Here is a 24,050-nt window from a genome sequence, read left to right on the forward strand (position 1 = left end):
ATTGACGTAAGCTAAGAAGAGTTCCGACTCAAACAAGGGTGGAACTCTTCTTTTTTATGAGCGTTTTACGTAAGACTTTATGAATTTGGGTGGGATTCGATATGATGAAAGAAATGAATGATGAACGCAGCCGCAAGCCGCATGCAGCCAATTCGACGGTAATAAATAAACGGGTGAAAAAAACGCTCAGCCCCGGCAAGCAGCTCGTTTGGAGCATGCTTCAGGTGCTGCTGGGCTCTTTTATAATGGCGGCAAGCTTTAATTTATTTCTGGTACCGAACGGCATTGCCTCGGGTGGTGTATCTGGCATTTCGATTTTAGTCCAGCGTTTTGCTGACATTGCGCCAGCTTATACCCAGTGGGCTGTTAATATTCCCTTGTTTTTTGTAGGGCTGTGGCTGCTGGGCAAACGTTTTGCGCTCAAAGCGGCGCTCGGCTCCGTTGTGCTGCCGTTATTCGTTCTGCTTACATCCGATTGGACGACACCAACACATAATCCCTTGCTTGCAGCTATTTATGGCGGGATCGGCGTTGGGCTCGGGCTTGGCATCGTCTTTCGCGGACGCGGCTCGACGGGCGGGCTCGGTCTGGCTGCGCAAATTTTACATCGTTATACGGGATTGTCGCTCGGGCTCGCCGTTGCTATTTTTGACGGGTGTGTCATCATTGCGGCTGGCCTGCTTATTTCGCCGGAAGTGGCGTTATATGCTTTAGTCGGGCTATTTGTAACGAGCAAAACGATTGATATTATACAAAGTGGGCTGCCGGTTTCGAAGGTCGCTTTTATCATTAGCAGCGAGCCTGAAAAAGTGTCAGAGACGATTCTTTATGATCTCGACCGCGGTTTGACGAAGCTTGATGGGCATGGCGGCTACAGCGGGGAAGGCCGGACCGTACTGATGGTCGTCGTGGGGCAAATGGAGGTGGCGAAGCTCAAGCAGCTCGTTCGGACGGTGGACCCTTCTGCATTTGTCATCATTAGCAATACATCAGAGGTAGTAGGGGAAGGGTTTAAGCTGGAATAGGAATAGCGATATGGAGCATAACAGCAGGTGGAATGGCATGCGAGGAACAAAAATACATCCATCCGCTCATTGTATTAATATGAAATGACATGTATAATAATACGGAAAAACAGTGTATTTTAATCGACTGCTGAATCATGTACAATATACTTTTAGATAGTCTCATAGGGAGAGATGATGGATATGAGCGAAAAACTGAAAATAGCTATTATCGGTTCAACTGGCTACGGCGGCGTTGAGCTTATTCGATTGTTAGCCTCACATCCTCTTGCTGAGGTGACCTCGGTTATTTCATCATCCAGCGCGGGGACGCCGATTACAGAAGGATACCCGCACTTAACGGGCATTCGCGAAGAACTGCTAGATGATGTAGAGCCGCAGACGATTCGCAGCAAAGCGGATGTTGTATTTTTGGCAACACCAGCGGCTGTCGCTTCCAAGCTGGCACCCGATTTGCTGGCGGCCGGCCTTAAAGTGATTGATTTATCTGGCGACTACCGCCTGCAAGATAGAGATTTATATGAAAAATGGTACAAAAAGCCCGCAGCAGACGAGGAGTATTTGAAGCAAGCGGTGTACGGATTGGCTGAAGTTTACGGCGACCGTGTGCTGGGTGCGAAGCTCATTTCCAACCCTGGCTGTTACGTTACGGCGGCGCTTCTTGGTCTGGTTCCGGCCGTTCAAGCTGGCTTTATCGATCCGGACAGCATCATTATTGATGCAAAATCCGGTGTTTCCGGTGCGGGACGCGGTGCGAGCCTCGGCACGCATTATTCGGAGCTGAATGAGAGCTTAAAAGCGTACAAGCTGAATCAGCATCAGCATACGCCGGAAATCGAAATGGTGCTTTCTGATATTGCGGGCCGCCCGGTTGTGACGACGTTCTCGACGCATCTCGTGCCGATGACGCGCGGCATTATGACGACGATGTATGCAACGGTGAAAGACAGCAGAAGCGCGGATGATTTTATGGAGCTGTATCGCAGCTATTATGAGAACCGCCCATTCGTGCGTATTCGTCCTGAAGGACAATTGCCTGCTACGAAGGAAGTGTGGGGCTCCAACTATTGCGATATCGGCTTTGCGTTCGATAGCCGCACAGGCAGAGTGACGATTGTTTCGGTCATTGATAATTTGGTCAAAGGCGCAGCTGGACAAGCGATTCAGAACATGAACCTCATGATGGGCTGGGATGAGACGCTTGGGTTGCAGTTTGTTCCTGTTTATCCATAAGAAGCAGCATAACCTATTTTAGAATGAAGCGAAGGAGAACGATGTAATTATGGGACAGGGACACACTGCACCCCTTTATACGGTTGTGGCGGAAGGCTCGATTACAACACCGAAGGGCTTTACAGCGGGCGGCATTCACTGCGGCTTAAAAAAAACCACGCGCAATGACCTTGGCGCGATCGTATGCGAGGTTCCGGCGGCAGCGGCGGGCGTTTACACGACAAATGTTTTTCAGGCGGCACCGCTTAAGGTGACGCGCGAGAGCATTGGCGAAGGCGGCCGCCTGCGTGCTGTGCTGGTCAACAGCGGCAACGCCAACGCTTGCACAGGCGAGCAGGGCGAAGCGGATGCTTATGAAATGCGCAATAAATTCGCTGAGCGTGTTGGCATTGCAGCGGATGAGGTAGCGGTAGCTTCTACCGGCGTTATTGGCGAGCTGCTCAAAATGGACAAAGTGCGCAGCGGCATCAGCGAGCTGCCAGCGAAGCTAGCTTCGGACAAGCAAGCGGCAGAAAGCTTCTGTCAGGCGATTTTAACGACCGATTTGGTGCAAAAAATGGTCTGCGTATCCGTTGAAATTGACGGACAGCTCATTCATATCGCTGGAGCGGCGAAAGGCTCCGGCATGATTCACCCGAACATGGCAACGATGCTTGGTTTCGTTACGACGGATGCGGAAATTGGCAGCGAAGCGCTGCAGCAGCTGCTGCGTGAAGCAACGAACCATACTTTTAATATGATTACGGTAGATGGCGATACAAGCACGAACGATATGCTCGTTGCCATGGCAAGCGGACTTGCCGGCAACAGCGAGCTTAATCCGCAGCATGAAGGCTGGGCAGCTTTCGGCGCGGCGCTTCGCCATGTGTGCGAGGTGCTTGCGAAAGCAATCGCGCGTGACGGCGAAGGTGCAACGAAGCTTGTCGAGGTTCAAGTACGTGGAGCGGTTAGCGATGCATCGGCACAGGCGATTGCGAAGACGGTCATTGGTTCTTCCCTTGTGAAATCGGCGGTGTTTGGCGCAGATGCGAACTGGGGCCGGATTATTGCGGCAGTAGGCCGCGCAGGTGAGCCTGTCAACCCGGATACGGTCGATATTTCACTGGGCAGCATTGTGACGCTGCAGCAGTCGAGGCCGGTCGCTTTTGACGAGGAGAAGGCGCTGGAGTATTTGAAGGGCGATACGGTCGTCATTCATGTGGATCTGCATATGGAAGAAGGCGCAGCTACGGCTTGGGGCTGTGACCTGACTTATGACTACGTGCGAATTAATGCGGCTTACCGTACATAACGGTGCATGAGGCGGGCATTAAGCGATAAAGGAGCTCATAATAGCATGAAGCAACGATTTGTAATGAAATGCGGCGGCAGTACACTTGCCGCGCTGCCTGAATCTTTCTTCGGCGAGCTGCGGGAGCTGCAGCAATCCGGCGTTAGCCCGGTTATTGTGCATGGCGGCGGACCGGCGATTTCGGAGACGCTGGCGAAGCTTGGCATTGAGACAGAGTTTGTCGGTGGTTTGCGCAAGACGAGCGAAGCGGTGCTGGATGTCGTCGAAATGGTTTTGTCTGGACGCATCAACAAGGAGATAGTGCGAAAAATGTCCTCTTGCGGCGCACAGGCGCTTGGCTTGTCGGGCGTGGATGGCCAGCTGATTACCGCTCGCCTTGTCGCAAACGCCGATGAGATTGGCTTTGTAGGCGATGTGACGGACATTAACGCTGCTGTTATAGAAGGCGTGATGGCAATGGGGTATATTCCCGTTATTGCGCCTGTAGGCATTGATGCACAGGGGCAGCGCTACAACATTAACGCGGATACCGCGGCTGGAGCTGTAGCTTCCCACCTCGGTGTGCACCAAATGATTGTAGTAACCGATGTGCCGGGCATTATGCGTGCGGTTGATGGTGTGAAGCAGGTGCTGCCTGTGGTCACCGTTGCCGATATTGACGAGATGATCGCAAGCGGAGAAATATATGGCGGAATGATTCCGAAAGTCCGCGCAGCTGTACAATGTATTCAAGGACAGGTGCAGGAAGTAGTCATCGTCAGCGGCGAGGAGCCAGGCGTATTGACCAAGGCTGTACGCGAGGGCGGAGTAGGTACGCGTATCGTCAAAGGGGTTTAAATCGCGAGAGCGGGAGGGAGGATATAAACGATGAGTGAGAAAACAACGTCAGCGGTAACGGCAAATTCGCTGTTGCCTACTTATGCGAGATACCCAATCGCGCTGGTGAAGGGCGAGGGCAGCTGGCTGTGGGATGATCAGGGCAAGCGTTATCTCGATTTCATGAGCGGCATTGCCGTTACGAATTTGGGACATGCGCCTCGTAAAATCAAGGAAGCTTTAGTGAAGCAGCTGGATGAGCTGTGGCATGTATCCAACCTGTTTCATATTCCGAATCAGGAGGAAGCTGCGCGCCTGTTGACGGACAACAGCAGCGGCGACGCTGTATTTTTCTGCAACTCGGGCGCAGAGGCGAACGAAGCGGCAATTAAGCTGGCGCGCAAATACCAGCAGAAGATTAAAGGCAATGGCCGTTATGAAATCATTACATTCGAAAATTCTTTCCACGGACGGACGCTGGCAACCTTGACTGCGACGGGCCAAGAGAAGGTAAAGGAAGGCTTTGCTCCGTTGCCGGAGGGCTTCCGCTACATTCCTTACAATGATATTGAAGCTTTGGAAGCGGCAATCAGCGATAAAACAGCGGCAGTTATGCTGGAACTGGTTCAGGCAGAAGGCGGCATTTATCCGGCTGATCCGGCATTTGTGCATGCACTGTGCAAGCTGTGCCGCAAGCATGGCATTTTGCTTATCATCGATGAAATCCAGACGGGCATGGGCCGTACAGGCAAGCTGTTCGCTTACGAGCATTACGGCATTGAACCGGATATTTTCACGCTGGCGAAAGGGCTTGGCAGCGGTTTCCCGGTAGGGGCGGCAGTGTGCAAGGAAGAGCTTCGTGAAGCGTTTGGTCCAGGAAGCCACGGTTCGACCTTTGGCGGAACACCTATCGCAACAGCTGTTGTGAAGGCGACGCTGGAGACGATTGTCGGCGACCGTCTGTCTGAGCGTGCGGAGGAAAAGGGCGACTACTTGACGTCGCAACTGAAAGCGCAGCTTGCAGGCAATCCATTCGTGAACGACATTCGCGGCAAAGGGCTGCTCGTAGGTATCGAATGCGCGGCGCCAATCGCTGGATTGCTCACTGCAGCGCAGGATAAAGGGCTGCTTGTCATTTCGGCGGGACCGAATGTCATCCGTCTGCTGCCAAATCTGCTCGTTACGAACGAGGAGATTGATCAAGCCGTGAGCATTTTGGCAGAGCTGCTGGCAGGCGCAGGCGACAATAAATAACAGCTATCATAAATGAAACGCATAGATGGAAGTGGAGGAGATACGTTTGCAAGAAGCAGTAAAAGAAGAAATGGCTGCGAGCCTGAAAGGCCGCGATTTTCTCATGCTGGTGGATTATGCGCCAGCGGAAATCCGTTACCTGATCGATCTCGCTATCGAGCTTAAGCAAAAGCTGAAAGCGGGTGAAACGCATCATCTGCTTAAAGGAAAAACACTCGGGATGATTTTTGAAAAATCCTCGACGCGTACGCGCGTATCGTTCGAGACGGGCATTTACCAGCTCGGCGGACACGGACTGTTCCTGAGCGGCAATGATTTGCAAATCGGACGCGGCGAGTCCATTTGGGACACGGCACAGACGCTTTCGCGTTACCTGGACGGTATTATGATTCGTACGTTCGCGCATCGCAAAGTAGTGGAGTTGGCGCGCGGCGCAACGATTCCGGTTATCAACGGCTTGACGGACCTTTCACATCCTTGTCAGGCGCTGGCCGACTACCAGACCATTCTGGAGCATAAGGGCAAGCTGGAAGGGCTGAAAGTGGCTTATATCGGCGACGGCAACAACATGGTTCACTCCCTGCTCATGGGAGCGGCTAAGCTCGGCATTGATATGTCGGTAGCAACTCCAGAAGGCTATGAGCCGGATGCGGACATCGTGCAGCAAACGAAGGATCATGCAGCAGAGACAGGCTCGCGCATTCATGTATGCCGCGATCCGAGAGAAGCAATTGAAGGAGCTGATGTCGTCTATACAGATGTATGGGCGAGCATGGGGCAAGAAGCGGAGCAGAAGGAACGCGAGCTCGCCTTTGCCGCTTATCAAGTGAATGAAGCATTGGCTGCTCATGCGAAGAAAGACTATTTGTTCATGCACTGCCTGCCTGCACATCGCGGCGAGGAAGTGAGTGAGGGCGTTATTGACGGCGACCACTCGATTATTTTTGATCAGGCGGAAAATCGTCTTCATGCTCAAAAGGCCATTATGGCCGCGATTATGTAATAAAGCTTAACTCGGCGTTATTCGGTTTGCCACCCGCACAGCGGAATATTCGCCGAGATTATTCATCATGATTTTAAGGAGTGCGACAATTACAATGGCTAAGGAAAAAATCGTATTGGCATATTCGGGCGGTCTGGACACGTCCGTCATTCTCAAATGGCTGAAAGAAACGTATGATGCGGAAATTATCGCGTTCACAGCTGACATCGGACAAAAGGATGAGCTGGACGGACTGGAAGCAAAAGCGCTTGCGACCGGCGCTTCGAAAGTTTATATCGACGATCTGCGCGATGAGTTCGCGTCTGATTTTATTTTCCCGATGTTCCAAGCTGGCGCTTTCTATGAAGGCCAATATCTGCTTGGTACTTCGATTGCCCGCCCGCTAATCGCGAAGCGTATGGTTGATATTGCCCGCGCTGAGGGTGCAACAATTATCGCTCACGGCGCCACTGGAAAAGGGAACGACCAAGTTCGTTTTGAACTCGGCGTTGCCGCACTTGCTCCTGATATTAAAGTGATCGCGCCTTGGCGTGAAGAGCAGTTCCGTGAAGAGTTCCCAGGACGCGCGGAAATGATCGCTTATGCGGAGAAGCATAACATTCCGGTTCAAGCTTCGGCTGCAAAGCCATATTCCACTGACCGCAACCTGCTGCACATCAGCTTTGAGAGCGGCATGCTGGAAGATCCTTGGTTCGACCCAAGCTCCGATGAGAACAAAGATATGTTCGTGCTCAGCGTAGCGCCGGAAGATGCGCCGGATCAATCCGAATACGTGGAGCTGTCCTTTGAAGCGGGCAACTGTACGGCGATTAACGGCGAGTCGTTGACTCCGCTGCAAGTCATGGACAAGCTTAACGACTTGGGTGGCAAGCACGGTATTGGCCGCGTGGATATGGTCGAGAACCGTTTTGTCGGCATGAAGAGCCGTGGTGTGTATGAGACGCCGGGCGGCACGATCCTATTCAGCGCTCACCGCAAAATGGAGTCGCTCACGATGGACCGTGAAGTCATGAATCTGCGTGATTCCCTTATTGCAAAATACAGCCAGCTTGTATATAACGGCTTTTGGTTCGCGCCTGAGCGTCTTGCGCTGCAAGCTCTCGTGCTGGAATCGCAGAAAAACGTTACCGGTACTGTACGCCTGAAGCTGTACAAAGGCAATATCATCGGCGCTGGCGTACAAAGCCCAGTGAGCCTGTACAATCCGGAAATTGCAACGATGGAAGCTGATCCGACGCAAGCTTATGACCAAGGCGATGCTACAGGCTTTATCCGCCTGAACGCGCTGCGTTTGAAAGTCGGGACGAAATACAGCGGTAAATAAGAATAAGAGTACGTCATTTATTAATAGATGCCGGAAGCAAAGGAGAGGCCGCTGCATGCAGCGGCCCCGCGCCTTTTCCGGGAGGGAGTGCGATAACGTGAGCAAGTTATGGGGCGGCAGATTTACGAAGAAGACCGATCAGCTGGTGGAGGAATATACAGCATCCATTCTGTTCGATAAGGAACTAGCGGAAGAAGACATTCAAGGCAGCTTGGCTCATGTGACGATGCTGGGCAAGCAGGGCATTTTGCCGGATAAAGATGTAGAGACGATTCAGGACGGCCTGCACCGCGTCTTGCAGCGCATTAAGCGCAATGATCTGGAGTTTTCGGTATCCGACGAGGATATTCATATGAATATCGAGAAAACGCTTATTGACGACATTGGCTCAGTAGGCGGCAAGCTGCACACCGGACGCAGTCGTAATGACCAGGTTTCGACCGATATGCATCTTTATTTGCGCAAGCGCGTTGTAGAATTCGTGGATTTGCTGCAAAAGCTGCAATCGTCGCTTGTGGAGCAGGCGAAAGCGAATACGGCAACAATCGTGCCGGGCTACACGCATTTGCAGCGTGCCCAGCCGATTTTGTTCGCCCATCATCTGATGGCTTACGTAGCGATGTTCGGACGCGACATTGAGCGCCTGCAAGACAGCTATAAGCGCATCAACATGCTGCCGCTTGGCGCAGGCGCGCTTGCGGGAACGACGTTCCCAATCGACCGCCATTTTGTAGCGAGCCAGTTGAAATTTGATCGTGTTTATGAAAATAGTCTGGATGCAGTCAGTGACCGCGACTTTATTTTGGAATTTCTCTCCCATGCTTCGATTATTATGATGCATCTGTCGCGTCTGAGCGAAGAGCTCATCCTGTGGTCCAGCACAGAGTTCAATTTCGTTGAGCTGGATGATGCTTTCTGCACGGGCAGCAGCATTATGCCGCAGAAGAAAAATCCGGATGTGCCTGAACTGGTGCGCGGCAAAACAGGCCGTGTCTATGGCAACCTTGTTGGTCTGCTGACGGTTTTAAAATCGCTTCCGCTGGCGTACAACAAGGATATGCAGGAAGACAAGGAAGGCATGTTTGATACGGTTCGCACGCTGCAAGGCGCGCTTCAACTGTTCGCGCCGATGATCGCTACGATGAAGGTCAACAAAGACCGGATGCGCCAAGCGGTCAATCAGGATTTCTCCAATGCGACCGATATTGCCGATTTCCTCGTTGGCAAAGGGCTTCCTTTCCGCCAAGCGCATGAAGTTATCGGTAAAACGGTGCTTTATTGCATTGAGCAGGGCAAATATTTGCTCGATCTGAAGCTGGAGGAATTCAAGCAATTTTCCGAGCTGTTTGATGATCGCATTTATGCGGTGCTCCAGCCGGAGCAGGTTGTTGATGCCCGCAACGTCTATGGCGGCACAGCGACCGTCCAGGTTGAAGCAGCCATTGGCCGTGCCGATGAGGAACTGCTGAAGGTAGCGGCATGGGTAACGGAATACGCGGAGCGCAGCCGTTAAGCTGTGCTTATGGTATAAAATCAAAAATCTCCAAATCCACTGTAAAGGCGGATTTGGAGATTTTTTTTTGCTTTTTCGCGTGAGCTTGTAATTATGGCAATCGCATGCGTATGTGCTGCTTCTTTAAGGGGCAAGTACAGGAGCGACGCGATGCTTCGTTCCTTGCTCGTAAGAGTAAGCCAGCTTGATCAGCGTTGGCTCGCTGTATTCGCGGCCGAGGAATTCAATGCTCGCTCCGAGGCCTTCAGCTGTGTAGCCAGCAGGCACTGTAATAGCTGGGAAGCCAGAGAACGGGCTGAGGCGATTGTTACCGCCCGCACTTTGCGCTTCGCCAATCAATGCGGCTGTTTGCGTAGTGGAAGGATATACGATGGCATCAAGCTTATTGTCAGCCATCACTTTCAGCAGCGCATCTTTCGTCGTTTTGGTGCGGAACAGCACGATATCTTTGTAATCTTCCGTATTCAGAGATTGTCTGGCATCGCGTGTTTTGAGTGAAGCTTCCATCGACTTGTCGAATTGACCGGAAGCGATAATTTCAGTAAGCGAGTGGTAAGGGGCTCTGGAGCCCAGCTCTGCTAAATATTCATTCAGCTGGAATTTGAATTCGTAGCCGCTGAGGCTGGGGTAAGCCATAATTTCCTTCAGGTTCGGAATGGTAATATCGACAGTTACCGCGCCTAGTTTAGCTAAATCTTTAACAGCCGCTTGCACCACTTCAGTGGTAGGCTGCTCCGCTTCCGCAGTGCCGAATAGCTCTGTGGCCACTCCGATGCGTGCGCCTTTCAAACCTTTTGCATCCAGATAGCTCGTGTAGCTGCTTGGAATGCGGCTGATGCTTGCTGCTGTCGCCACATCGTCAGGGTCATAACCAACCGTTGCATCGAGTACGATGGCTGCATCTGCCACGGTACGGGTCATAGGTCCGCCTACGTCCTGCGACAGGGCGAGCGGGATGATGCCGTCGCGGCTGGAGAGGCCGATCGTTGGACGAATGCCGACCAGGCTGTTATAGGTCGAAGGGATGCGGATGGAGCCGCCAGTATCGGTGCCCATGCCGATGACGCCGAAGTTCGCTGCGATGGCAGCGCCTGTGCCGCCGCTGGATCCGCCAGGGTAGTGGTCCAATGCATAAGGGTTCAAGGTTTGGCCGCCCAGGGAGCTGCTAGTCGTAATGCCGAATGCAAACTCATGCAAATTGGCTTTGGCTAAAATAATGGCGCCTGCCGCCTTAAGCTTGGCAACCTGATCGGCATCCTCGGAAGGAATGGAATCCTTCAGGCAGAGGCAGCCTGCTGTCGTAGGCATGTCATTCGTGTCATAGTTGTCCTTCACAATGACGGGAATGCCGTGCAGCGGGCCGCGAATGCCAGAGGCCGCACGTTCTTTATCCAGCTCCTCGGCGATTTCAAGCGCCTTTGGATTAATTGTCAAAATCGCATTCAGCTTAATGCCTTGGTCATCGTATTTCTCGATGCGATCCAGATATTGCTGAACTAGCTCTTTATAGGTGAGCTTGCCTTGGCCGACAGCCTGCTGAATGCTGGCAATCGTCGCTTCTGGCAGCAGGAATGGCATGCTGTAATTATAAATGCGATAAGCAAGCGCATAGGCCCCCGCATAAGTCAGCGATTGGTTTGGTGCAAAATTGGTTTGGTTTACGCCAAGCATCAGCTTCGCTTCCATGACCGCTCCAACTGATGAAGCATATGACGCTTTATCCGGCACGTCTTTGTATGGCTCGGCAGCTGGGGACAAATGAAGTCCTTCTGCGATCATAACTGCAGCATCCTTGCGAGTGACGGTCGTCCCTTTTGTTGCGGCTTTAAACGTGGCGTCTCCGCCTGCAAGCTTGGCGCTTTGGTCAAACAGTTTTTTTAGCTCCGCCGAAGGAATAAGCTTGTCAGGGGCAATGCTGGCATCCCCCAGCTTAAGCTCTATCGCTTTCGAAGATTCTCCTTGATAGACAGCTGCTGCCGCAGCAGTAGAGGCTGTTAGAGGCCCTGTGAGCAGCAATGCGCCAGCAAGCAAAGCAGCACTGTGTTTTTTCCATGATGAAAGAAGATTTGGCATCTTTAAACTCCCTCTCTATTATGTAATGTAATCTTACATTCATAAAGAGTATAGTAGGAAGCATAGAGAGCGCAAGGCTTGAAAATCATCCAAGTAAGCGATTGAATAAGTGAATTACTAGGTATATCGGCGATTTAATCCCTTTCTCTTATTATGTTAATAATCATGACATTTATTATAGATTTGAATCTAATCACGTCATATTTATGTTATATAATTACGGGATTTAGCTAATGCCATCCTCAAGCAGCGGTTCTGTCGGTGTGCCCGATCCATTGGGTGTGCTTGGTGCCGGAGCGGGTTGTGGGACTGGCGCTTGATCGGCGCTCCCTGCTTTCCCCGTGCCAATATGAATGACAGTAGGCTGGGCACGGTAAGTGTCGCGCGAAATACGTTCCTTTAATGGAGGTTTGCCATTCTCCAGCGTCACTCTGAATGTGTCAACGACGTAGCCATTGCGTCCTGGAGCAATCACCTTGCGTGTACCCGCTGGCAGCGCAGGGTCTTGAAGCTGCTGCACCTCTGGAGACAGGGTGCCGACGGTAACCGATTCAATGCGATACTGGACATCCTCGGACATTTTTCCGAATAGCTTGACTGTCAGCTTGCGACCCGCAGATGAAGCGCGAATGATGATGTACTTGTCCGTTGAATTGCGAAACCGAAAGTTAATGGCGCCGTCGGCATAGGTAGCGTCTTGTCCAACGGGCAAATAAGAGACGGGAAGCGAGTGGTTGCGTCTTTCGACAATTTCAAGGCCTGCGCGCAGTGCGGCGTTGTAAAGCGTGCTGGACACTTGGCAGATGCCGCCGCCGATACCGGGAACAAGCTTGCCGTTCAAGATGACGGGTGCTTCCCGAAAGCCGTATTTTTCCTCGGCCCTGCGAATGACTTTGCTGTAATCAAAAACCTCGCCCGGAGCCAGCAGCCAGTTGTCGAGAGCAGCCGCCGTTGAGGCGACATTATAGGCGCGGCCCTCTGCGCTCGCAGCGAAGTCGGTCGTGAACGACATCATTTTGCGCTCGACCCCCTGCGCCTTGAGCTGCTCCAGCGTAACGGAAGGAGACAGGGTGAGGATAGGAAGCTCGGTGCGATAAGCCGCCTGCTCCGCAGGGGCTTTAGAATCCGCGGCGAGCCAAAGCCAGCTTTTTACGTCTGCGGACAGACGGCTCATTTCAATACGGTACGCCTCTGCTTCCGGCTCATAAAAAATGTCATCCTGATCCGTGATGATGCGGACGGCATCTTTGGGCTCATTTTGCTCCAGCCAGCCCCATTGCTGGCGAATAAGCTTTTCGAACAAAGCTTGATTGAACGTCTGCGCAAGCTCAAAGGTTCGCGGAAAATGATAGCGGTATTTCGCTGCTTCCCACAACGTTCCTTTGCCGAGCTGCTGCAAAGCCTCGCGTACTTCCGAGATATCTGCCTTATAGCCAAGCTCCTCCGCCTTCCACGTGCGCCTGTCCGAGCCACCACTGCCGGTAGCAACCGTCAGTTCACGCGCTCCAAGAGCCTGTTCATAGTCACTCAGCAGTTTAATTGCTTCTGGGATAGGCAGCCCGCCAATATTCAGCCCACCCGCCGTTACGCCTGCTGGCACGGTACGCTGCTCGGCATAATACGTGAGTCCACCCCAACTGACGGATGCCGCAAGCAGCAGGGCAAATACAAAAATGCTGGTGAGATGCAATTTTTTCAATGGGACAATCCCCCTTCCTCCGGGTCAAGGTGAAACGGCTTTCGCCGTCCTTTGGCGGCGCAGCTCGTTTCACTCCGAGAAATATAAGCCCATTTATAAGTGCGTAACTTATAAATTCTTATATTTCAAAAACGACTCTGTTATGTATATGCGAACAGCTAGATTGAATATGAGAATTGTGAAAAATGAGGAAAGAAACCGTCGAAAAGAAAAATTTACTTGCACTATTATACATATTTCGGAGGACAGCATGAGAGTCGAACCCTTAAGATCGCCGTTAGATATTGAACGCATGGAACACGCGCTTCGCTGGTACGGTTATCGCAATTGGATGTTTTTCAAACTTGGCATTAATACGGCGTTGCGCGGTGGAGACCTTATCCGTTTGCAGGCTCGCCACGTTCGGGCGTCTCATTTGATGCTGAAAGAATCGAAAACAAGGAAGCTAAATCGTTTTTACCTGAATGATTCCATGCGTCCATTCTTGGACGACTACGTGAAATATATGGATGATGATGATTACTTGTTTCGCTCCCGTTATCAAAATGTTCCGATGACAATCGGCTCTGCTTATCGCATGATGGCGGTGGCTGCCGAACGGATCGGGCTTAAAAATATTGGGACGCACACTTGCCGAAAGACGTTCGGCTATCATTTTTACAGGCAGACCCAAGATATCGCCATGCTGATGGAATTACTTAACCATAGTTCGGAACGTGAAACTTTATACTACATAGGCGTTTTGCAGGATGATGCAGATTCAGCCGTAAAGGGGTTTTTTCTTTGAGTGATGAGCAGCAGCGTGAACATTTGATCGTTTTGGTAGACTGGGCTAGTTTTACGCTCAAGGGGTTGACGCTCACGCAAGTTTTTGAGCTGATCGGCATTCCTGAATCGGAATTTGTAGACTTGCCCCGTGGTCTTCATTTTTACGCCAAGCAAAAGATTTGTGGGGACATTCGGGTGCTTTGGGAAAGTACAACGGGGATGGATTTAGGCATACACGTTCAAATGTCAGGGCAAGGCTGCCGTGAGTACGAGACGTTTTACAACGGCGATTGGTATGAATTGTTTGCCAAGGTGATCAATAACGGCGGCAAGTTTAGTCGTTTCGATTTGGCAGCTGACGAATTTCGTTACAATGGCGAGAAGCCATATTACACGGTCAACCAGCTGATCCGTAAGGTGAAGCGCGGTGAAGCCAGGAGTAAATGGAAAAATCTTAACCGTATGGAGAAGATACGCATATCTGATGGATTGAGTCAGGGCGACACGGCTTACTTCGGATCGGCGCTCTCCGACATCCAGCTTCGCGTGTACGAGAAGAACAAAGAACGGGAAAATGCAGGGAAGCAGCTCGAAGAGCATTTGACCGTTTGGAATCGTGCGGAGCTAGAACTCAAGGATGATCGGGCGCAGGATGCCGTGGCAGCTCTCCTGTACGGGGACGACGGCGGTTTGATTTTCTTCCGGCTTGTCAAAAACTATTTAAACTTTGTTGATCGGGGTTGCGATAGTAATAAGGCTCGGTGGCCTGTCTGTGATTGGTGGCTGGACTATCTTGGTGAAGTTGAACGTCTCCAGCTCTCCCGTCAGGCTCCCGATAAAACCATTGAACAAAAGGAAGATTGGGTTAATAGACAGGTCAATCCTACTCTAGCTGAAATTTGGTATGCGCATGGTTCTCCTGGGCCGGAAATGCTTTGGGACATGATTAGCGACGGCCTAGAGCGTATGACAGACGCACAGGTGGCGCGTGCGACGGATTTCCAGAATAGGAAGCGGAAAGAAGCTGGAGAGCATTTGCAAAGGCGTATCGAGCGTAGGGCAATGCAACTGGAGTTCACCAAGGATGCGAGTCGGACGTTTGTTGCGGAGCTGGCAAAGGCTCATCGGCAAAATGAGGACAGCAAAAAAGAGCCGTTCGCAGCGGCTCCTTCGAATGACCCACGCATATAGGTCGGTGATACTAAGTGTAGCTAAAGAAAGTATTGCCAACTCATCCATAAAGCGTTTATACTAGATATAGTTTAATTCGGAAGGACTGCTGCAAGCTTTGGTCGGCACAGCAGTCGCTTCCTATGAGGCATCCCATAGCAACTGGGGTGTCTCTATACATGCATTATAGTACAATTGTTCTGTTTTCAAAAGGGAACATCCGTTCTTGTCAAGTGCCGACCATTTCTCATGGTAGGCACTTTTTTTGTTTTCTCCTTCCATTCTCATTTTCACGAATGTACAAAAAGTGCAAATGAGTGGTGCCCCCAAAATGCTTCGTTTGACCCCGAAAATTTCTTTTCCTCAAATGTGACAATTTTGTGAACCACGCTCACCCCGAGCTGTTCTTATAAAACTACTAAAAAAAGGATGTGCTGTTATGAAAGCAAGAGTTTTGATTCTGGGTGCAAGCCGTTATAAATTTCCTCAAGAAGGTACAGGCGAAATTATTGAAGGCTGCAAAGTTCACTTTGTAGAGGAAGACGGTGGCGAAGAGGAAAACAACATCGGTCGTATTCCTCAAACTACGATCATGGATTATGAATTTTACGAGTATGTGAAGAAGCAGCCTTTGCCTTCCATTTTTGAAGCCGACATGATTGTTTCGATGCGCGGTAAAAAACCAACACTCAAAATTGCAGATTTCATTTTCGTCGAGCCGATTAATTTTGCCAAGTCGAAAAATCAGCAAGCGTAATGCGCGTTATCTTAACGGGTGTGGTTAGTGCCTTTCGGCTGGTCGATATGCCAAAAGGCAGCAGCAAGGTCGGACAGATCGACATTGTACAGGCTGGTGATAAACGTTATGCAACGAAAGTCGTTAGCGTCTATATTCCAAATGGAGCTTATTGCCGTTTGATTGCCGAACATTTGCAGGAACATGTCGATCCGATCATTAGTTTGCTTTGCTGGCTGAAAGAAGGAAAAGAGCTTGAGATTGAAGTCGTCGAAATGCTGACGTTAACGGAAGGAGTGCTGCCAAGTGGAAGAAACGCCAATACCAACAGAAACACCGATTCTAACACCGACCCCGACTCCGATCCCGACCCCAACGCCGATTCCGACGACCCCACCTTATGCGCAGGATCAAACGGATTGGCTCCAGCAAATTAGTGAGCAGCTTTCTACGATCATTCATATTGGTTGGCTTTGTTTTATTGTCTTAAGTATTTATTGTGGCTATAGTTTGGCTGCTAGGATGGTGAGCCGTCGATGAACATTTTATATCTTTGGATTTTGTCTCTTGCTTTTGCTTCAGCTGGAATCCTTGTGCTTTCCCTGATGTCTTTATCGGAATGGATTTATAGAAAGTGGGGTGGCTATTACTAATGGATTTGTTCATTGTGCTATTGCCTACTTTCATCCTTTCTTTTGGTGCTAGCTTCTTGATTAATATTTTTAAGGATTCGATGGATTCTACCGCTTCGGATTCGAATGAAGTAAAGCCTGTAGAGGTGATCAATATTGGAGACTTTGGCAGGAGATGAGCTTTTTATTTTTTACGCTTCGTTTTTGATGGGCTTAATGTTTGGCCTTCTTAAACTGGTGTATCGCGAAAGGGGGTGATAGCACATTAAAGTGCGTATCCTGATTTGTTCGTTGCTGCTCATGACTCTTTTTGTTTTCGGTGGACAAGCTTTTGCTTATGATGGTGGTTTGTTGAACGGTCAGCCTGGTCAGCTGTATCTCCCAAGGGATGCTACCTTGAACGGTACATACACGGATGCAGTTACGGATAATGACACTTCCACACAGGTTTTTTTGCCCTATCTTAGTAATAATTCGATCTCTTGGACGTTATCAGCTACGGCGAATATCACAAGCTATCGTATTCAACGAAGTGGTTCAGGTGGAGCTACGGTTACTTTTTATAATGCTGCTGGTACTTCGATTCATGCGGTCAGTCGGGCTACAGGTACCTTTAATGTCAACTTGGTTGGTGTTAAAAAAGTTAGTATCATAAATGGTTCTTCTGGCTCTAGTACTTATATTCAGGAGTTTGATATTTTTGGCGAATTTGTCTATCCTGTCCCATCTGCCCTTGTTGCTACGCCGGATACCCGATCCGTTAAGTTGGCTTGGAACGATATTCCTGACGCTGGTCATTTGGGTTATGTCGTTTATATGGATAATCAGCTAATCACGGCGACTCCTATTACGAATAAGAATTATATAGTGACGGGTCTTGCTCCTGATGTGCCCCATAAGTTTTATGTGAAGTCGGTTTATACGGGTGGGTTTTACAGCCAAATGTCAAATGAAGTGACGGCTGCTGCTTATGGTGATCCGATTAACAAGCCCCAGCTTTCAGGTACGGAATTTCTGGATCGCATCGATCTGCAATGGACGGCTGTAATAGGTGCTCAATCCTATCGCCTTTATGCTGTTGACGTTGGTCAGTTGTACGCTGGAACTAACCTTACTTACAGTCATACGGGATTGCCTTTAGGTACAGCATATACTTACTATGTTGTTGCTTATGATGAATATGGTAGGACGGTCACGAGTGATCAAATTCAATTGAAGACTCGTGAGCCACCTGATCCCGTTTATCCGATTATCGAAGTGCTTAGCAAAACGCATGATACGGTGCAGCTGCGTTTTAAAAATGGTAGTCCACCGTACACGCTGTACCGCGATGATGATTTGATATCGAACAATCTGTCTACGAATGTTTTTACTTTCAATGGCACTCTGACATCGGAAACGCTTTATCATTTTCGGGTCGGTTACACGGATGTTTACGGACGTTATTTAGAGTCGCAGCTTGATGTGACGACTGGAACTCTACCCGATGCTGTTATGCCTGTTTTGACGGCTAATAATGTGACGGCAGAATCTTTACGGCTTACTTGGAATCAGGTGGGTGTGTCGTATAAGGTTTTGCAGAATGGTGTTGAGCTTGGTGAGCAAACGACAACGTTTCGTGCTGTTTATGGCTTGACGGAGAAAACGGCATATACGTATCAGGTTATAGCGATTGATCGTTTTGGCCGTGAGAATGCATCCAACGTATTGACGGTTACGACATCTGCTAGGCCTGTGCCGACTGATCCTCCAGCACCGACGGGAACGCCACCGCCTATTAGCCATTCGGATAATCCGGATCTGAACAAAGCTAATGACCAACTCATTCAAGGCGCGAAGGATACGAAAGAAAGTAGCATGGTCATGATTTGGGTGATCATCGGTATTTTCATTTTGATTTTCGGGGCATGGTGGCTTATCCGAATTTTCAAAAAGAAGATGACGGCTGTTCATCAAACGAAGTCTTCTGGAGCATCAGCTTCGGCCGGATCGGCCGGATCGGGTGGATCGGCTCCAATGAATTTATCTTTAAAATCGGTTAGAAAAACAAATTACAATGCCCAGAAAGGGCACGGGAGGAACAATTATTATGTGGAAAAAACTCGGTACAGCAGTAGGCAAGGTAAACAAAGGTATTAGTGCAATGATGATGGCGATTGCTGTTATGGCTATGATGGCTGTTCCGGCGTTCGCTGCTAACCCTGATCTTGATACAGTAACGGGTAACTTGACTGACGGTGCGAATGACATGAAGGTCAACGCGATGGAAATTATCGCAGTCTGCATCGTCATCTTTATCGTCGTTTTCGGTATCAGCTGGTTGATGAGCATCTTCAAGAAAAAAATGTCCAAAGCAGCCTAATATGCTGCGATTTATAAGAATCATGTTGATTGGGGTAATAGCGCTTGCGCTATTTCCCTTTTCTACTTATGCAGCCGGAACGCCATACTTCGGACCACAAGGGCAAGATGATTTTTTGTGGTACGGGGACGATGAATTTCCCAAGTCGGAAGAACAAGGCATTACCCTGAATGTGGATGAAACGTCATTATCGTTTCAGTCGGTGATCGGGGAGGTAACGATGTCTCCTAGCATCGTTGAAAATCGGGAGATCGTCCGATTTTACGTGACAGCTAACAATCGGATCGTTGATTATTTTGATCCGGCATGGGATCAAACGACGAATCAATATCGGTCAACGTATTGGCTGCGCATTGCGATGGATGACTGGAACATTGGTACCCGTGTCTATTTTAAAATTGTTGCCGTCACAAGCAGCAGCAGCTTTGAAATTGGCGATCCGTTTGTTGGGTATGTGGTTGCCTGGTCAAATCAAACGCCAACCTATCAGCTCAAACCGCTGCCTGTATCGGACAGTGATACACACGGCTGGTTAAAAAAAATCTTTGACCTGTTGGAAGAGCTGCTCACGGCCATGAACAGCAAGCTGGCCGAAATTAATGCGAATGTGAAAAAGATTTATGAAATTACACCGCAAACGCAAGCGAAGTTTGATGCAGCAATGGCGAATTTGCAAGCCAAGCTCCCCACGGAGCAAATGAAAAATGAAATGCAGAATGCGCAGCAAGTGGTACAGAATAGCGCAAATAGGATCGAAAACACACCCCAAAAAGTCAAGTTTGGCGAAATCCATTGGATGGGGGTCGTGACAACGGATGCGCTGGATTTTACGGATTTTATGGAACTCATTGATAAAATTCGAACGATTGTGAAAATAACGTTATGGTGCGAATTTTTTTACTTTGTCATTCTGATTTTACGACCACGCCTTGTTGCTTAAGGGGGTTAAATAGTTGATAGATAATATGATGGATACGATGGCGAATTTCATGAATCGGGTAGCTGAGTGGCTTACCCTTCCAGCGATTGACTGGGCGAAGTTTGCTGAGAACTGGAACAAATTAATTGATACGGTGGCTGCATGGAATAAGATTTTTCCGCTCACGGATCTGATGGTCATTATGGGATTGGTCATAGCCTTCAGTATTGCGTTGATGATTTTTTACACGGTTGTCCTGATTAAAAGCTTTATACCGTTTTCGGGAGGAAAATAGCGATGATGGCATTTTTGTACAAGTTGTTTGCCAAGGTGACGCGTAAAGGGCTGCTGACCTTCGCGATCAAGCGTTTGCCTGTGTACTTGGCTGGATTAACCATATTAATGATTTGGGGAGTGCCTGGCGTTATGATGACTTTTTTGTTGGTAATGGCCTTTTTCTTCGGGTGGTTCCTGAATAAGTTTTTAGCAGCCATTAAGGATTACAGACTGACGCAACGGTTGAATCGGATACATTTCACTCATATTGAATTTGACACGATGCGTCGAGAACGGGACATGGCCATTCAGGCGTATCAAATGGTGATGGAAGCCGATTCGAAGGGGCGACGGGTTAAGGCGGCTGGCATGCCGCCGACGCCCGTTCCCCCTTCGAATCGTGCCTATGACCCCGATACGATTAGGGAGTACATGCGCCAGCACGGCAATGGGGAGGAAATGGCATGATAGAAGTGTTGACCGGGCTTCCGGGGTTTGGTAAAACAGCTACGGCTGCTAAGTGGTCGTTCAACAAAATGCGCGAAGGAAAGGTCGTATACAGCAATTTCCCCTTAAAAGGGGCTATTCCCTATCATGACCCGTTGCAAGTTTTAGGGCGCGTTAAAAACGCTCTGATCGTCATGGATGAAGCTGGTATTCTGCTTGATGGTCTGCAAATGTACAACATGCCGTATGAAGTGTTTTATGAGCTTAGGCAGCATCGGAAGGACGGCGTGGATTTATTGTTAACGGCGCAAAGCATATTGGATATTGCCTACCCGTTCCGGCGCTTAATCCAATTTGAAAATCGGATTACCATGAAGCTCGCTAATTTTGTACAGGTATCGGTAAAAGATCCTCAGCCAGCTGGGCAGATTTTTGGTAAGCGACTTTGGTACCTGAATAAATGGATATTCGACGTGTATCGGACAGACTTCAAAGTCAAAACGCCTGACTACCTTGGCCTGAATGGCTTGATCGATGCAGAAGATATGCCGGAGCCGGATTATGAAAAATGGCGCCGTGAGTATGAAGTTTTGAAACAGCTTATGAATGAAGGTCTGCATTTGAATGGCTATGATCCAGCGAGGAGGTTGTTTGTGGCATGAATCACAATGTCTTTCGGCAGATCGGCTTGCGCTTAGGGGTATTGGGTGCTATTTTCGGCATTCTTACCCTGATCGCTTTTTTCATGGGTTTACCTCAACCGTGGGTGTGGGCTGCAATGTTTACCATGTTGTCATGGACAACGGTAGTTAGGAATTTAATATGAAGAAGAAAATTCAGTATGGTGCCATTATTATTTCGGCATGCTGCTTCGTCTATTTGTTTATCATGCAAGTCTTGAAGGTCAAAGGTATTTTTACGAACGTCGAAAAGTTCACCTTAATGCCGTTACTGATCGCCGTTGTGCTGCTGGTTGCGTTGTTGTGTCATGGTGGACTATATGTCCTGATAATGGATCGCAAGGAAATGCGTCATGTGGTGGTGGATGATGATGAGTGGTGGACAAAATGGGACAGGGTGTAAGCTGATGTATGAAGAACCGAAAGGCTGCTACCGTTGTCATGTCCCAATGGATTCGGAATGTGGCAAGCATCATGTGGTCATTTATTCATGTCGTTTATGTGGCTTGATCGTAGAAGGCGTTCTCCAGCCGTTGCCGGAATGGGATGAGTTTCCGCTATGATGCCGCTGGTCGATATTATGAATGTCCCTGATGTAATGCCGATTCCGACGACAAGGGAAATTATCAGTTTGATTCTTTTTTATCTGATTGTGCTGGTCGTAGGTATCCGGCTGCTTAAGCGGAAGAAGTGAACGTTAACAAATTGCCACCTTCAGCAGCTGCGCCCGGCGTCAAAATGTTAACAAATGAGTGGCAGCCGGCGCGCCAGGCGTGCTTTAAATGTTAACAAAATAAAACGGCAGCCGGACGGATCGTCGCCAGCTGCCGTAAAGAATGTTAACTTACATACTCGATTGATTTATGATTTCATGCATTCGTTTTATCGCTTCCTGATGTTGGACATGCGTTAGCTTGTCTTTGTGTAGTTCGCGTATGGCTGCCAGATAGGCAACGGTTTCGGATTCGGATTTCAGCTCAAGTTCCTTTTTTAAATCTTGCACGACTGTTTTTACACCCGTATAGACTTGCATCATCTTATAATTGCTCATCTAAAGATCATCCTTTCTTTATAGGCATAATAACACAACTTTCTAAAGAAAATCAAGTACATTCTATAGACGAATCTAAAGAAAATGTGCTATAATATAAACAAGGAACAACAAAAACTTTAGATTGGAGTGGGCGAAATGACTGAAAAGCAAAAGGCTGAGTGGTTCGAAAATCATCGGATGCTTACTCGTCAGGTTGACATTTGTTTGGAAATGCAGAGCGTCATGTTCGACGATCCGGCTTTTGAAGCGTTGGCCGCTGAATGGAACGAATTACAGTCGGCTTTGTATCCAGCGCATGAATAAGTTCCTATGTTGCGATTTTCCAATGCCGTACCGTGCCATCTATCCTGTGTATGACCGTGCGATGATTGGTCATGATAAATCGCCATGCTGCAAAGTTGAATTGGTCGTTATTGATTTTGGTTCGGTCAAACTGAATGCGCAAGGTCGGCAGCTGCCGCGATATTTGGCACGTTGCTTCCGTTGTGCGAAGGATTATCCGGCGCGTGGGTGGGAGTATGAGCAGCAGCTTGCTGCTGTTCAGCCACCAATGACCCCACCGCTGGAACTTGCTGCTTCATCGCAAAGGGTTTGATCGTATTGAGCAGCTACAGTTCTTTTAGCTCGTAAAATAGTTGGCGTTCAGGCATTGACAAAATCCGGCCAGGGTTTACCCTTATCCCTTTTAGGGCAATTGTCTGAGCTGGAGCCGACAACGAAAGTAGTATGAAGGAAGGCCGTCTTTGCCCTTTAGGCCTGACGGCGTGAAGCCAAGTGCGATGTTAACATTTCGCACGTTCATGGTTGCAGCTGCAGCACTGAAATGTTAACAGAAACGCACGCTGCAGCGAGATCTGGACGTTTGATTTGTTAACAAATTAAAGAGCTGCCGCGGCGATCCGTGAACCGGTTAAAAGGAGAATGTTAACATGTCGATGGATTTAACCCACATTCGTGTTACTACTGATATTAAGTTGGAGCTTGAAAAAATCAAGTCGCGTTATTCTCATGTTTCAAGTGTTTCCGATGCCATAACGCATTTGATAGAAGAGAATAAAAGATTTCAGCGCCGAATGGAAGAGCAGGCGAAAGAGTTCCAGAAAGAACGTGAGCTGCGGAATTTGAACGATTTGACGCTTGGTGTTGATCGCAAGAATCATTTGCGCACGTTGCAGGATGAGCTTTCTTTGCGAAATCCTGAACAAATTGTCGATCTGCTTATCCATCATTATGAAAATAATGATAAGCTTGACCGATCTACTCTATTATTTTTTGCATCTTTAAAATCTTGATGGAGGTTTTCCTATGAAAAAGTTGCTTAGACATTGTTTGGTGCAATCTGACTCTCATCGAGAGGCGGCTGAATGGATTCAGCAGAACCCTGATACTTTATCTGCTGGAATGTCGTATCAGTGTCATATCGCGAAGTCAGAAGCTTACCTTGAAATGGCGGTAGAGATTGAAAGAAGGATGGAAGAAACGAAGGTTCATCCACTTTTTGGCTCCTTAAAGACTTTTTTTAATCAAGACCCTTTAATTATTGTAGCTAAACTTTTGGGATTTTTCGGTTTGATTCTTTTTCTACAGCATCTAATTGATAGGCTATTTTGATTGCTGGAAGAGGTGGAAACATGACTTTTGATGATTTTGCTGTAGCAGCTTTCTATGTTTTTTTAACTACTTTCTGGCTTCTTGTAGCGTTTATGGTTGGCTGCCTTTCTCTTTCATTTTGCATTAGATATTGGAAGGGAAAGAAGGAAAATGTTTAAGTCTGC

The 24,050-nt window shown here is 48.9% G+C and carries 29 protein-coding genes; 26 read left to right on the forward strand and 3 right to left on the reverse strand.

All coding sequences use genetic code 11. The annotated features are described in order from the left end of the window. The first annotated feature begins 101 nt into the window (after positions 1–101). The 8 genes from WH37_RS06210 (at position 102) to argH (ending at position 9,459) form a co-directional block, all read left to right on the forward strand. Positions 102–1,025 (forward strand): YitT family protein, encoded by a 924-nt coding sequence (locus WH37_RS06210; RefSeq protein WP_082110676.1) that lies wholly within the window; start codon positions 102–104, stop codon positions 1,023–1,025. Positions 1,026–1,208: 183 nt separating this feature from the next. Next, on the forward strand, positions 1,209–2,258 hold the full coding sequence (gene argC / locus WH37_RS06215) for an N-acetyl-gamma-glutamyl-phosphate reductase (protein ID WP_046229716.1): 1,050 nt from the start codon (positions 1,209–1,211) through the stop codon (positions 2,256–2,258). A gap of 49 nt (positions 2,259–2,307) precedes the next feature. Continuing rightward, positions 2,308–3,549, forward strand: a complete 1,242-nt coding sequence (argJ, locus tag WH37_RS06220; protein WP_046229717.1) for a bifunctional glutamate N-acetyltransferase/amino-acid acetyltransferase ArgJ — start codon at positions 2,308–2,310, stop codon at positions 3,547–3,549. Positions 3,550–3,594: 45 nt separating this feature from the next. After that, positions 3,595–4,386: an acetylglutamate kinase gene (gene argB, locus WH37_RS06225; protein ID WP_046229718.1), complete on the forward strand. Its 792-nt coding sequence runs from the start codon at positions 3,595–3,597 to the stop codon at positions 4,384–4,386. A gap of 30 nt (positions 4,387–4,416) precedes the next feature. Beyond that, positions 4,417–5,619, forward strand: coding sequence for an acetylornithine transaminase (locus WH37_RS06230; RefSeq protein WP_046229719.1), 1,203 nt, complete (start codon positions 4,417–4,419; stop codon positions 5,617–5,619). Between the two features lie 25 nt (positions 5,620–5,644). Continuing rightward, positions 5,645–6,622 carry an ornithine carbamoyltransferase gene (gene argF, locus WH37_RS06235; protein WP_046229720.1) on the forward strand — a complete coding sequence of 326 codons (978 nt, stop codon included), beginning with the start codon at positions 5,645–5,647 and terminating at the stop codon, positions 6,620–6,622. Positions 6,623–6,716: 94 nt separating this feature from the next. Beyond that, the gene (locus WH37_RS06240; RefSeq protein ID WP_046229721.1) at positions 6,717–7,946 is read left to right on the forward strand and encodes an argininosuccinate synthase; all 1,230 of its coding nucleotides are present in this window, start codon (positions 6,717–6,719) and stop codon (positions 7,944–7,946) included. Between the two features lie 97 nt (positions 7,947–8,043). After that, positions 8,044–9,459: an argininosuccinate lyase gene (gene argH / locus WH37_RS06245; protein WP_046229763.1), complete on the forward strand. Its 1,416-nt coding sequence runs from the start codon at positions 8,044–8,046 to the stop codon at positions 9,457–9,459. 123 nt (positions 9,460–9,582) lie between these two features. Here argH and WH37_RS06250 read toward each other — a convergent pair whose 3' ends face one another. Together WH37_RS06250 and WH37_RS06255 are read right to left on the reverse strand one after the other, a co-directional pair. After that, the gene (locus tag WH37_RS06250; RefSeq protein ID WP_046229722.1) at positions 9,583–11,532 is read right to left on the reverse strand and encodes an amidase family protein; all 1,950 of its coding nucleotides are present in this window, start codon (positions 11,530–11,532) and stop codon (positions 9,583–9,585) included. A gap of 226 nt (positions 11,533–11,758) precedes the next feature. Then, positions 11,759–13,231 carry a VanW family protein gene (locus tag WH37_RS06255; RefSeq protein WP_046229723.1) on the reverse strand — a complete coding sequence of 491 codons (1,473 nt, stop codon included), beginning with the start codon at positions 13,229–13,231 and terminating at the stop codon, positions 11,759–11,761. Positions 13,232–13,481: 250 nt separating this feature from the next. Here WH37_RS06255 and WH37_RS06260 point away from each other — a divergent pair, with 250 nt between their 5' ends. From WH37_RS06260 to WH37_RS36995, 13 genes are all read left to right on the forward strand, one after another. Next, positions 13,482–14,018 (forward strand): tyrosine-type recombinase/integrase, encoded by a 537-nt coding sequence (locus WH37_RS06260; RefSeq protein WP_046229724.1) that lies wholly within the window; start codon positions 13,482–13,484, stop codon positions 14,016–14,018. Continuing rightward, positions 14,015–15,190 (forward strand): replication initiation factor domain-containing protein, encoded by a 1,176-nt coding sequence (locus WH37_RS06265; protein WP_046229725.1) that lies wholly within the window; start codon positions 14,015–14,017, stop codon positions 15,188–15,190. The genes WH37_RS06260 and WH37_RS06265 overlap by 4 nt, the downstream gene beginning before the upstream one ends. Positions 15,191–15,608: 418 nt before the next feature. Next, positions 15,609–15,926, forward strand: coding sequence for a hypothetical protein (locus WH37_RS06270; protein WP_046229726.1), 318 nt, complete (start codon positions 15,609–15,611; stop codon positions 15,924–15,926). Continuing rightward, on the forward strand, positions 15,926–16,342 hold the full coding sequence (locus tag WH37_RS35375; protein ID WP_046229727.1) for a hypothetical protein: 417 nt from the start codon (positions 15,926–15,928) through the stop codon (positions 16,340–16,342). Before WH37_RS06270 ends, WH37_RS35375 begins: the two co-directional genes overlap by 1 nt. 591 nt (positions 16,343–16,933) lie before the next feature. Beyond that, positions 16,934–18,676 (forward strand): fibronectin type III domain-containing protein, encoded by a 1,743-nt coding sequence (locus WH37_RS06280; protein WP_156182237.1) that lies wholly within the window; start codon positions 16,934–16,936, stop codon positions 18,674–18,676. Beyond that, entirely contained in the window at positions 18,627–18,899 is a 273-nt protein-coding gene (locus tag WH37_RS06285; protein ID WP_046229729.1) for a hypothetical protein, read from the forward strand. Before WH37_RS06280 ends, WH37_RS06285 begins: the two co-directional genes overlap by 50 nt. A gap of 1 nt (position 18,900) precedes the next feature. After that, positions 18,901–19,839 (forward strand): hypothetical protein, encoded by a 939-nt coding sequence (locus WH37_RS06290; RefSeq protein ID WP_046229730.1) that lies wholly within the window; start codon positions 18,901–18,903, stop codon positions 19,837–19,839. A 13-nt stretch (positions 19,840–19,852) separates the two neighbouring features. After that, positions 19,853–20,113, forward strand: a complete 261-nt coding sequence (locus tag WH37_RS06295; RefSeq protein WP_046229731.1) for a hypothetical protein — start codon at positions 19,853–19,855, stop codon at positions 20,111–20,113. Between the two features lie 2 nt (positions 20,114–20,115). After that, the gene (locus WH37_RS06300) at positions 20,116–20,562 is read left to right on the forward strand and encodes a hypothetical protein (protein WP_046229732.1); all 447 of its coding nucleotides are present in this window, start codon (positions 20,116–20,118) and stop codon (positions 20,560–20,562) included. Beyond that, positions 20,559–21,203, forward strand: a complete 645-nt coding sequence (locus WH37_RS06305; RefSeq protein ID WP_046229733.1) for a P-loop NTPase family protein — start codon at positions 20,559–20,561, stop codon at positions 21,201–21,203. The genes WH37_RS06300 and WH37_RS06305 overlap by 4 nt, the downstream gene beginning before the upstream one ends. Continuing rightward, complete coding sequence (locus tag WH37_RS35380) at positions 21,200–21,367, forward strand: hypothetical protein (RefSeq protein WP_156182240.1); 168 nt, start codon at positions 21,200–21,202, stop codon at positions 21,365–21,367. Before WH37_RS06305 ends, WH37_RS35380 begins: the two co-directional genes overlap by 4 nt. After that, entirely contained in the window at positions 21,364–21,624 is a 261-nt protein-coding gene (locus WH37_RS06310) for a hypothetical protein (RefSeq protein WP_046229734.1), read from the forward strand. Before WH37_RS35380 ends, WH37_RS06310 begins: the two co-directional genes overlap by 4 nt. Positions 21,625–21,780: 156 nt before the next feature. Further along, positions 21,781–21,915 carry a hypothetical protein gene (locus WH37_RS36995; protein WP_269431275.1) on the forward strand — a complete coding sequence of 45 codons (135 nt, stop codon included), beginning with the start codon at positions 21,781–21,783 and terminating at the stop codon, positions 21,913–21,915. Between the two features lie 150 nt (positions 21,916–22,065). On the opposite strand, the gene WH37_RS06315 is transcribed toward WH37_RS36995, so the two are convergent. Then, positions 22,066–22,272 carry a hypothetical protein gene (locus tag WH37_RS06315; protein ID WP_046229735.1) on the reverse strand — a complete coding sequence of 69 codons (207 nt, stop codon included), beginning with the start codon at positions 22,270–22,272 and terminating at the stop codon, positions 22,066–22,068. Positions 22,273–22,410: 138 nt separating this feature from the next. Between WH37_RS06315 and WH37_RS35385 the strand changes: the two genes are divergently transcribed. The 5 genes from WH37_RS35385 to WH37_RS35390 all read left to right on the forward strand — a co-directional run bounded on the left by WH37_RS35385 (position 22,411) and on the right by WH37_RS35390 (position 24,044). Continuing rightward, the gene (locus WH37_RS35385; RefSeq protein ID WP_156182242.1) at positions 22,411–22,578 is read left to right on the forward strand and encodes a hypothetical protein; all 168 of its coding nucleotides are present in this window, start codon (positions 22,411–22,413) and stop codon (positions 22,576–22,578) included. 22 nt (positions 22,579–22,600) lie between these two features. After that, entirely contained in the window at positions 22,601–22,870 is a 270-nt protein-coding gene (locus WH37_RS06320; RefSeq protein WP_046229736.1) for a hypothetical protein, read from the forward strand. Between the two features lie 334 nt (positions 22,871–23,204). Then, the gene (locus WH37_RS06325) at positions 23,205–23,567 is read left to right on the forward strand and encodes a hypothetical protein (RefSeq protein ID WP_046229737.1); all 363 of its coding nucleotides are present in this window, start codon (positions 23,205–23,207) and stop codon (positions 23,565–23,567) included. A gap of 13 nt (positions 23,568–23,580) precedes the next feature. Next, positions 23,581–23,886 (forward strand): hypothetical protein, encoded by a 306-nt coding sequence (locus tag WH37_RS06330; RefSeq protein WP_046229738.1) that lies wholly within the window; start codon positions 23,581–23,583, stop codon positions 23,884–23,886. 20 nt (positions 23,887–23,906) lie between these two features. Continuing rightward, positions 23,907–24,044, forward strand: a complete 138-nt coding sequence (locus WH37_RS35390; RefSeq protein WP_156182244.1) for a hypothetical protein — start codon at positions 23,907–23,909, stop codon at positions 24,042–24,044. Positions 24,045–24,050: the final 6 nt, after the last annotated feature.

Origin of the sequence: Paenibacillus algorifonticola (assembly GCF_000971975.1) — a bacterium.
Lineage (GTDB): Bacteria > Bacillota > Bacilli > Paenibacillales > Paenibacillaceae > Pristimantibacillus > Pristimantibacillus algorifonticola.

Bases quoted from the DNA above. Each gene is read 5' to 3' on its own strand.
- argB (WP_046229718.1), top strand. From the start codon at position 3,595: ATGAAGCAACGATTTGTAATGAAATGCGGCGGCAGTACACTTGCCGCG.
- argJ (WP_046229717.1), top strand. From the start codon at position 2,308: ATGGGACAGGGACACACTGCACCCCTTTATACGGTTGTGGCGGAAGGC.
- WH37_RS06325 (WP_046229737.1), top strand. From the start codon at position 23,205: ATGTCGATGGATTTAACCCACATTCGTGTTACTACTGATATTAAGTTG.
- WH37_RS35390 (WP_156182244.1), top strand. From the start codon at position 23,907: ATGACTTTTGATGATTTTGCTGTAGCAGCTTTCTATGTTTTTTTAACT.
- WH37_RS06230 (WP_046229719.1), top strand. From the start codon at position 4,417: ATGAGTGAGAAAACAACGTCAGCGGTAACGGCAAATTCGCTGTTGCCT.
- WH37_RS06305 (WP_046229733.1), top strand. From the start codon at position 20,559: ATGATAGAAGTGTTGACCGGGCTTCCGGGGTTTGGTAAAACAGCTACG.
- WH37_RS06330 (WP_046229738.1), top strand. From the start codon at position 23,581: ATGAAAAAGTTGCTTAGACATTGTTTGGTGCAATCTGACTCTCATCGA.
- WH37_RS35375 (WP_046229727.1), top strand. From the start codon at position 15,926: ATGCGCGTTATCTTAACGGGTGTGGTTAGTGCCTTTCGGCTGGTCGAT.
- WH37_RS06210 (WP_082110676.1), top strand. From the start codon at position 102: ATGATGAAAGAAATGAATGATGAACGCAGCCGCAAGCCGCATGCAGCC.
- WH37_RS06270 (WP_046229726.1), top strand. From the start codon at position 15,609: ATGAAAGCAAGAGTTTTGATTCTGGGTGCAAGCCGTTATAAATTTCCT.
- argC (WP_046229716.1), top strand. From the start codon at position 1,209: ATGAGCGAAAAACTGAAAATAGCTATTATCGGTTCAACTGGCTACGGC.
- WH37_RS06285 (WP_046229729.1), top strand. From the start codon at position 18,627: ATGTGGAAAAAACTCGGTACAGCAGTAGGCAAGGTAAACAAAGGTATT.
- WH37_RS06315 (WP_046229735.1), bottom strand. From the start codon at position 22,272: ATGAGCAATTATAAGATGATGCAAGTCTATACGGGTGTAAAAACAGTC.
- WH37_RS06310 (WP_046229734.1), top strand. From the start codon at position 21,364: ATGAAGAAGAAAATTCAGTATGGTGCCATTATTATTTCGGCATGCTGC.
- WH37_RS06250 (WP_046229722.1), bottom strand. From the start codon at position 11,532: ATGCCAAATCTTCTTTCATCATGGAAAAAACACAGTGCTGCTTTGCTT.
- WH37_RS06260 (WP_046229724.1), top strand. From the start codon at position 13,482: ATGAGAGTCGAACCCTTAAGATCGCCGTTAGATATTGAACGCATGGAA.
- WH37_RS06300 (WP_046229732.1), top strand. From the start codon at position 20,116: ATGATGGCATTTTTGTACAAGTTGTTTGCCAAGGTGACGCGTAAAGGG.
- WH37_RS35385 (WP_156182242.1), top strand. From the start codon at position 22,411: ATGACTGAAAAGCAAAAGGCTGAGTGGTTCGAAAATCATCGGATGCTT.
- WH37_RS36995 (WP_269431275.1), top strand. From the start codon at position 21,781: ATGATGCCGCTGGTCGATATTATGAATGTCCCTGATGTAATGCCGATT.
- WH37_RS06290 (WP_046229730.1), top strand. From the start codon at position 18,901: ATGCTGCGATTTATAAGAATCATGTTGATTGGGGTAATAGCGCTTGCG.
- WH37_RS06240 (WP_046229721.1), top strand. From the start codon at position 6,717: ATGGCTAAGGAAAAAATCGTATTGGCATATTCGGGCGGTCTGGACACG.
- WH37_RS35380 (WP_156182240.1), top strand. From the start codon at position 21,200: ATGAATCACAATGTCTTTCGGCAGATCGGCTTGCGCTTAGGGGTATTG.
- WH37_RS06320 (WP_046229736.1), top strand. From the start codon at position 22,601: ATGCCGTACCGTGCCATCTATCCTGTGTATGACCGTGCGATGATTGGT.
- argF (WP_046229720.1), top strand. From the start codon at position 5,645: ATGGAAGTGGAGGAGATACGTTTGCAAGAAGCAGTAAAAGAAGAAATG.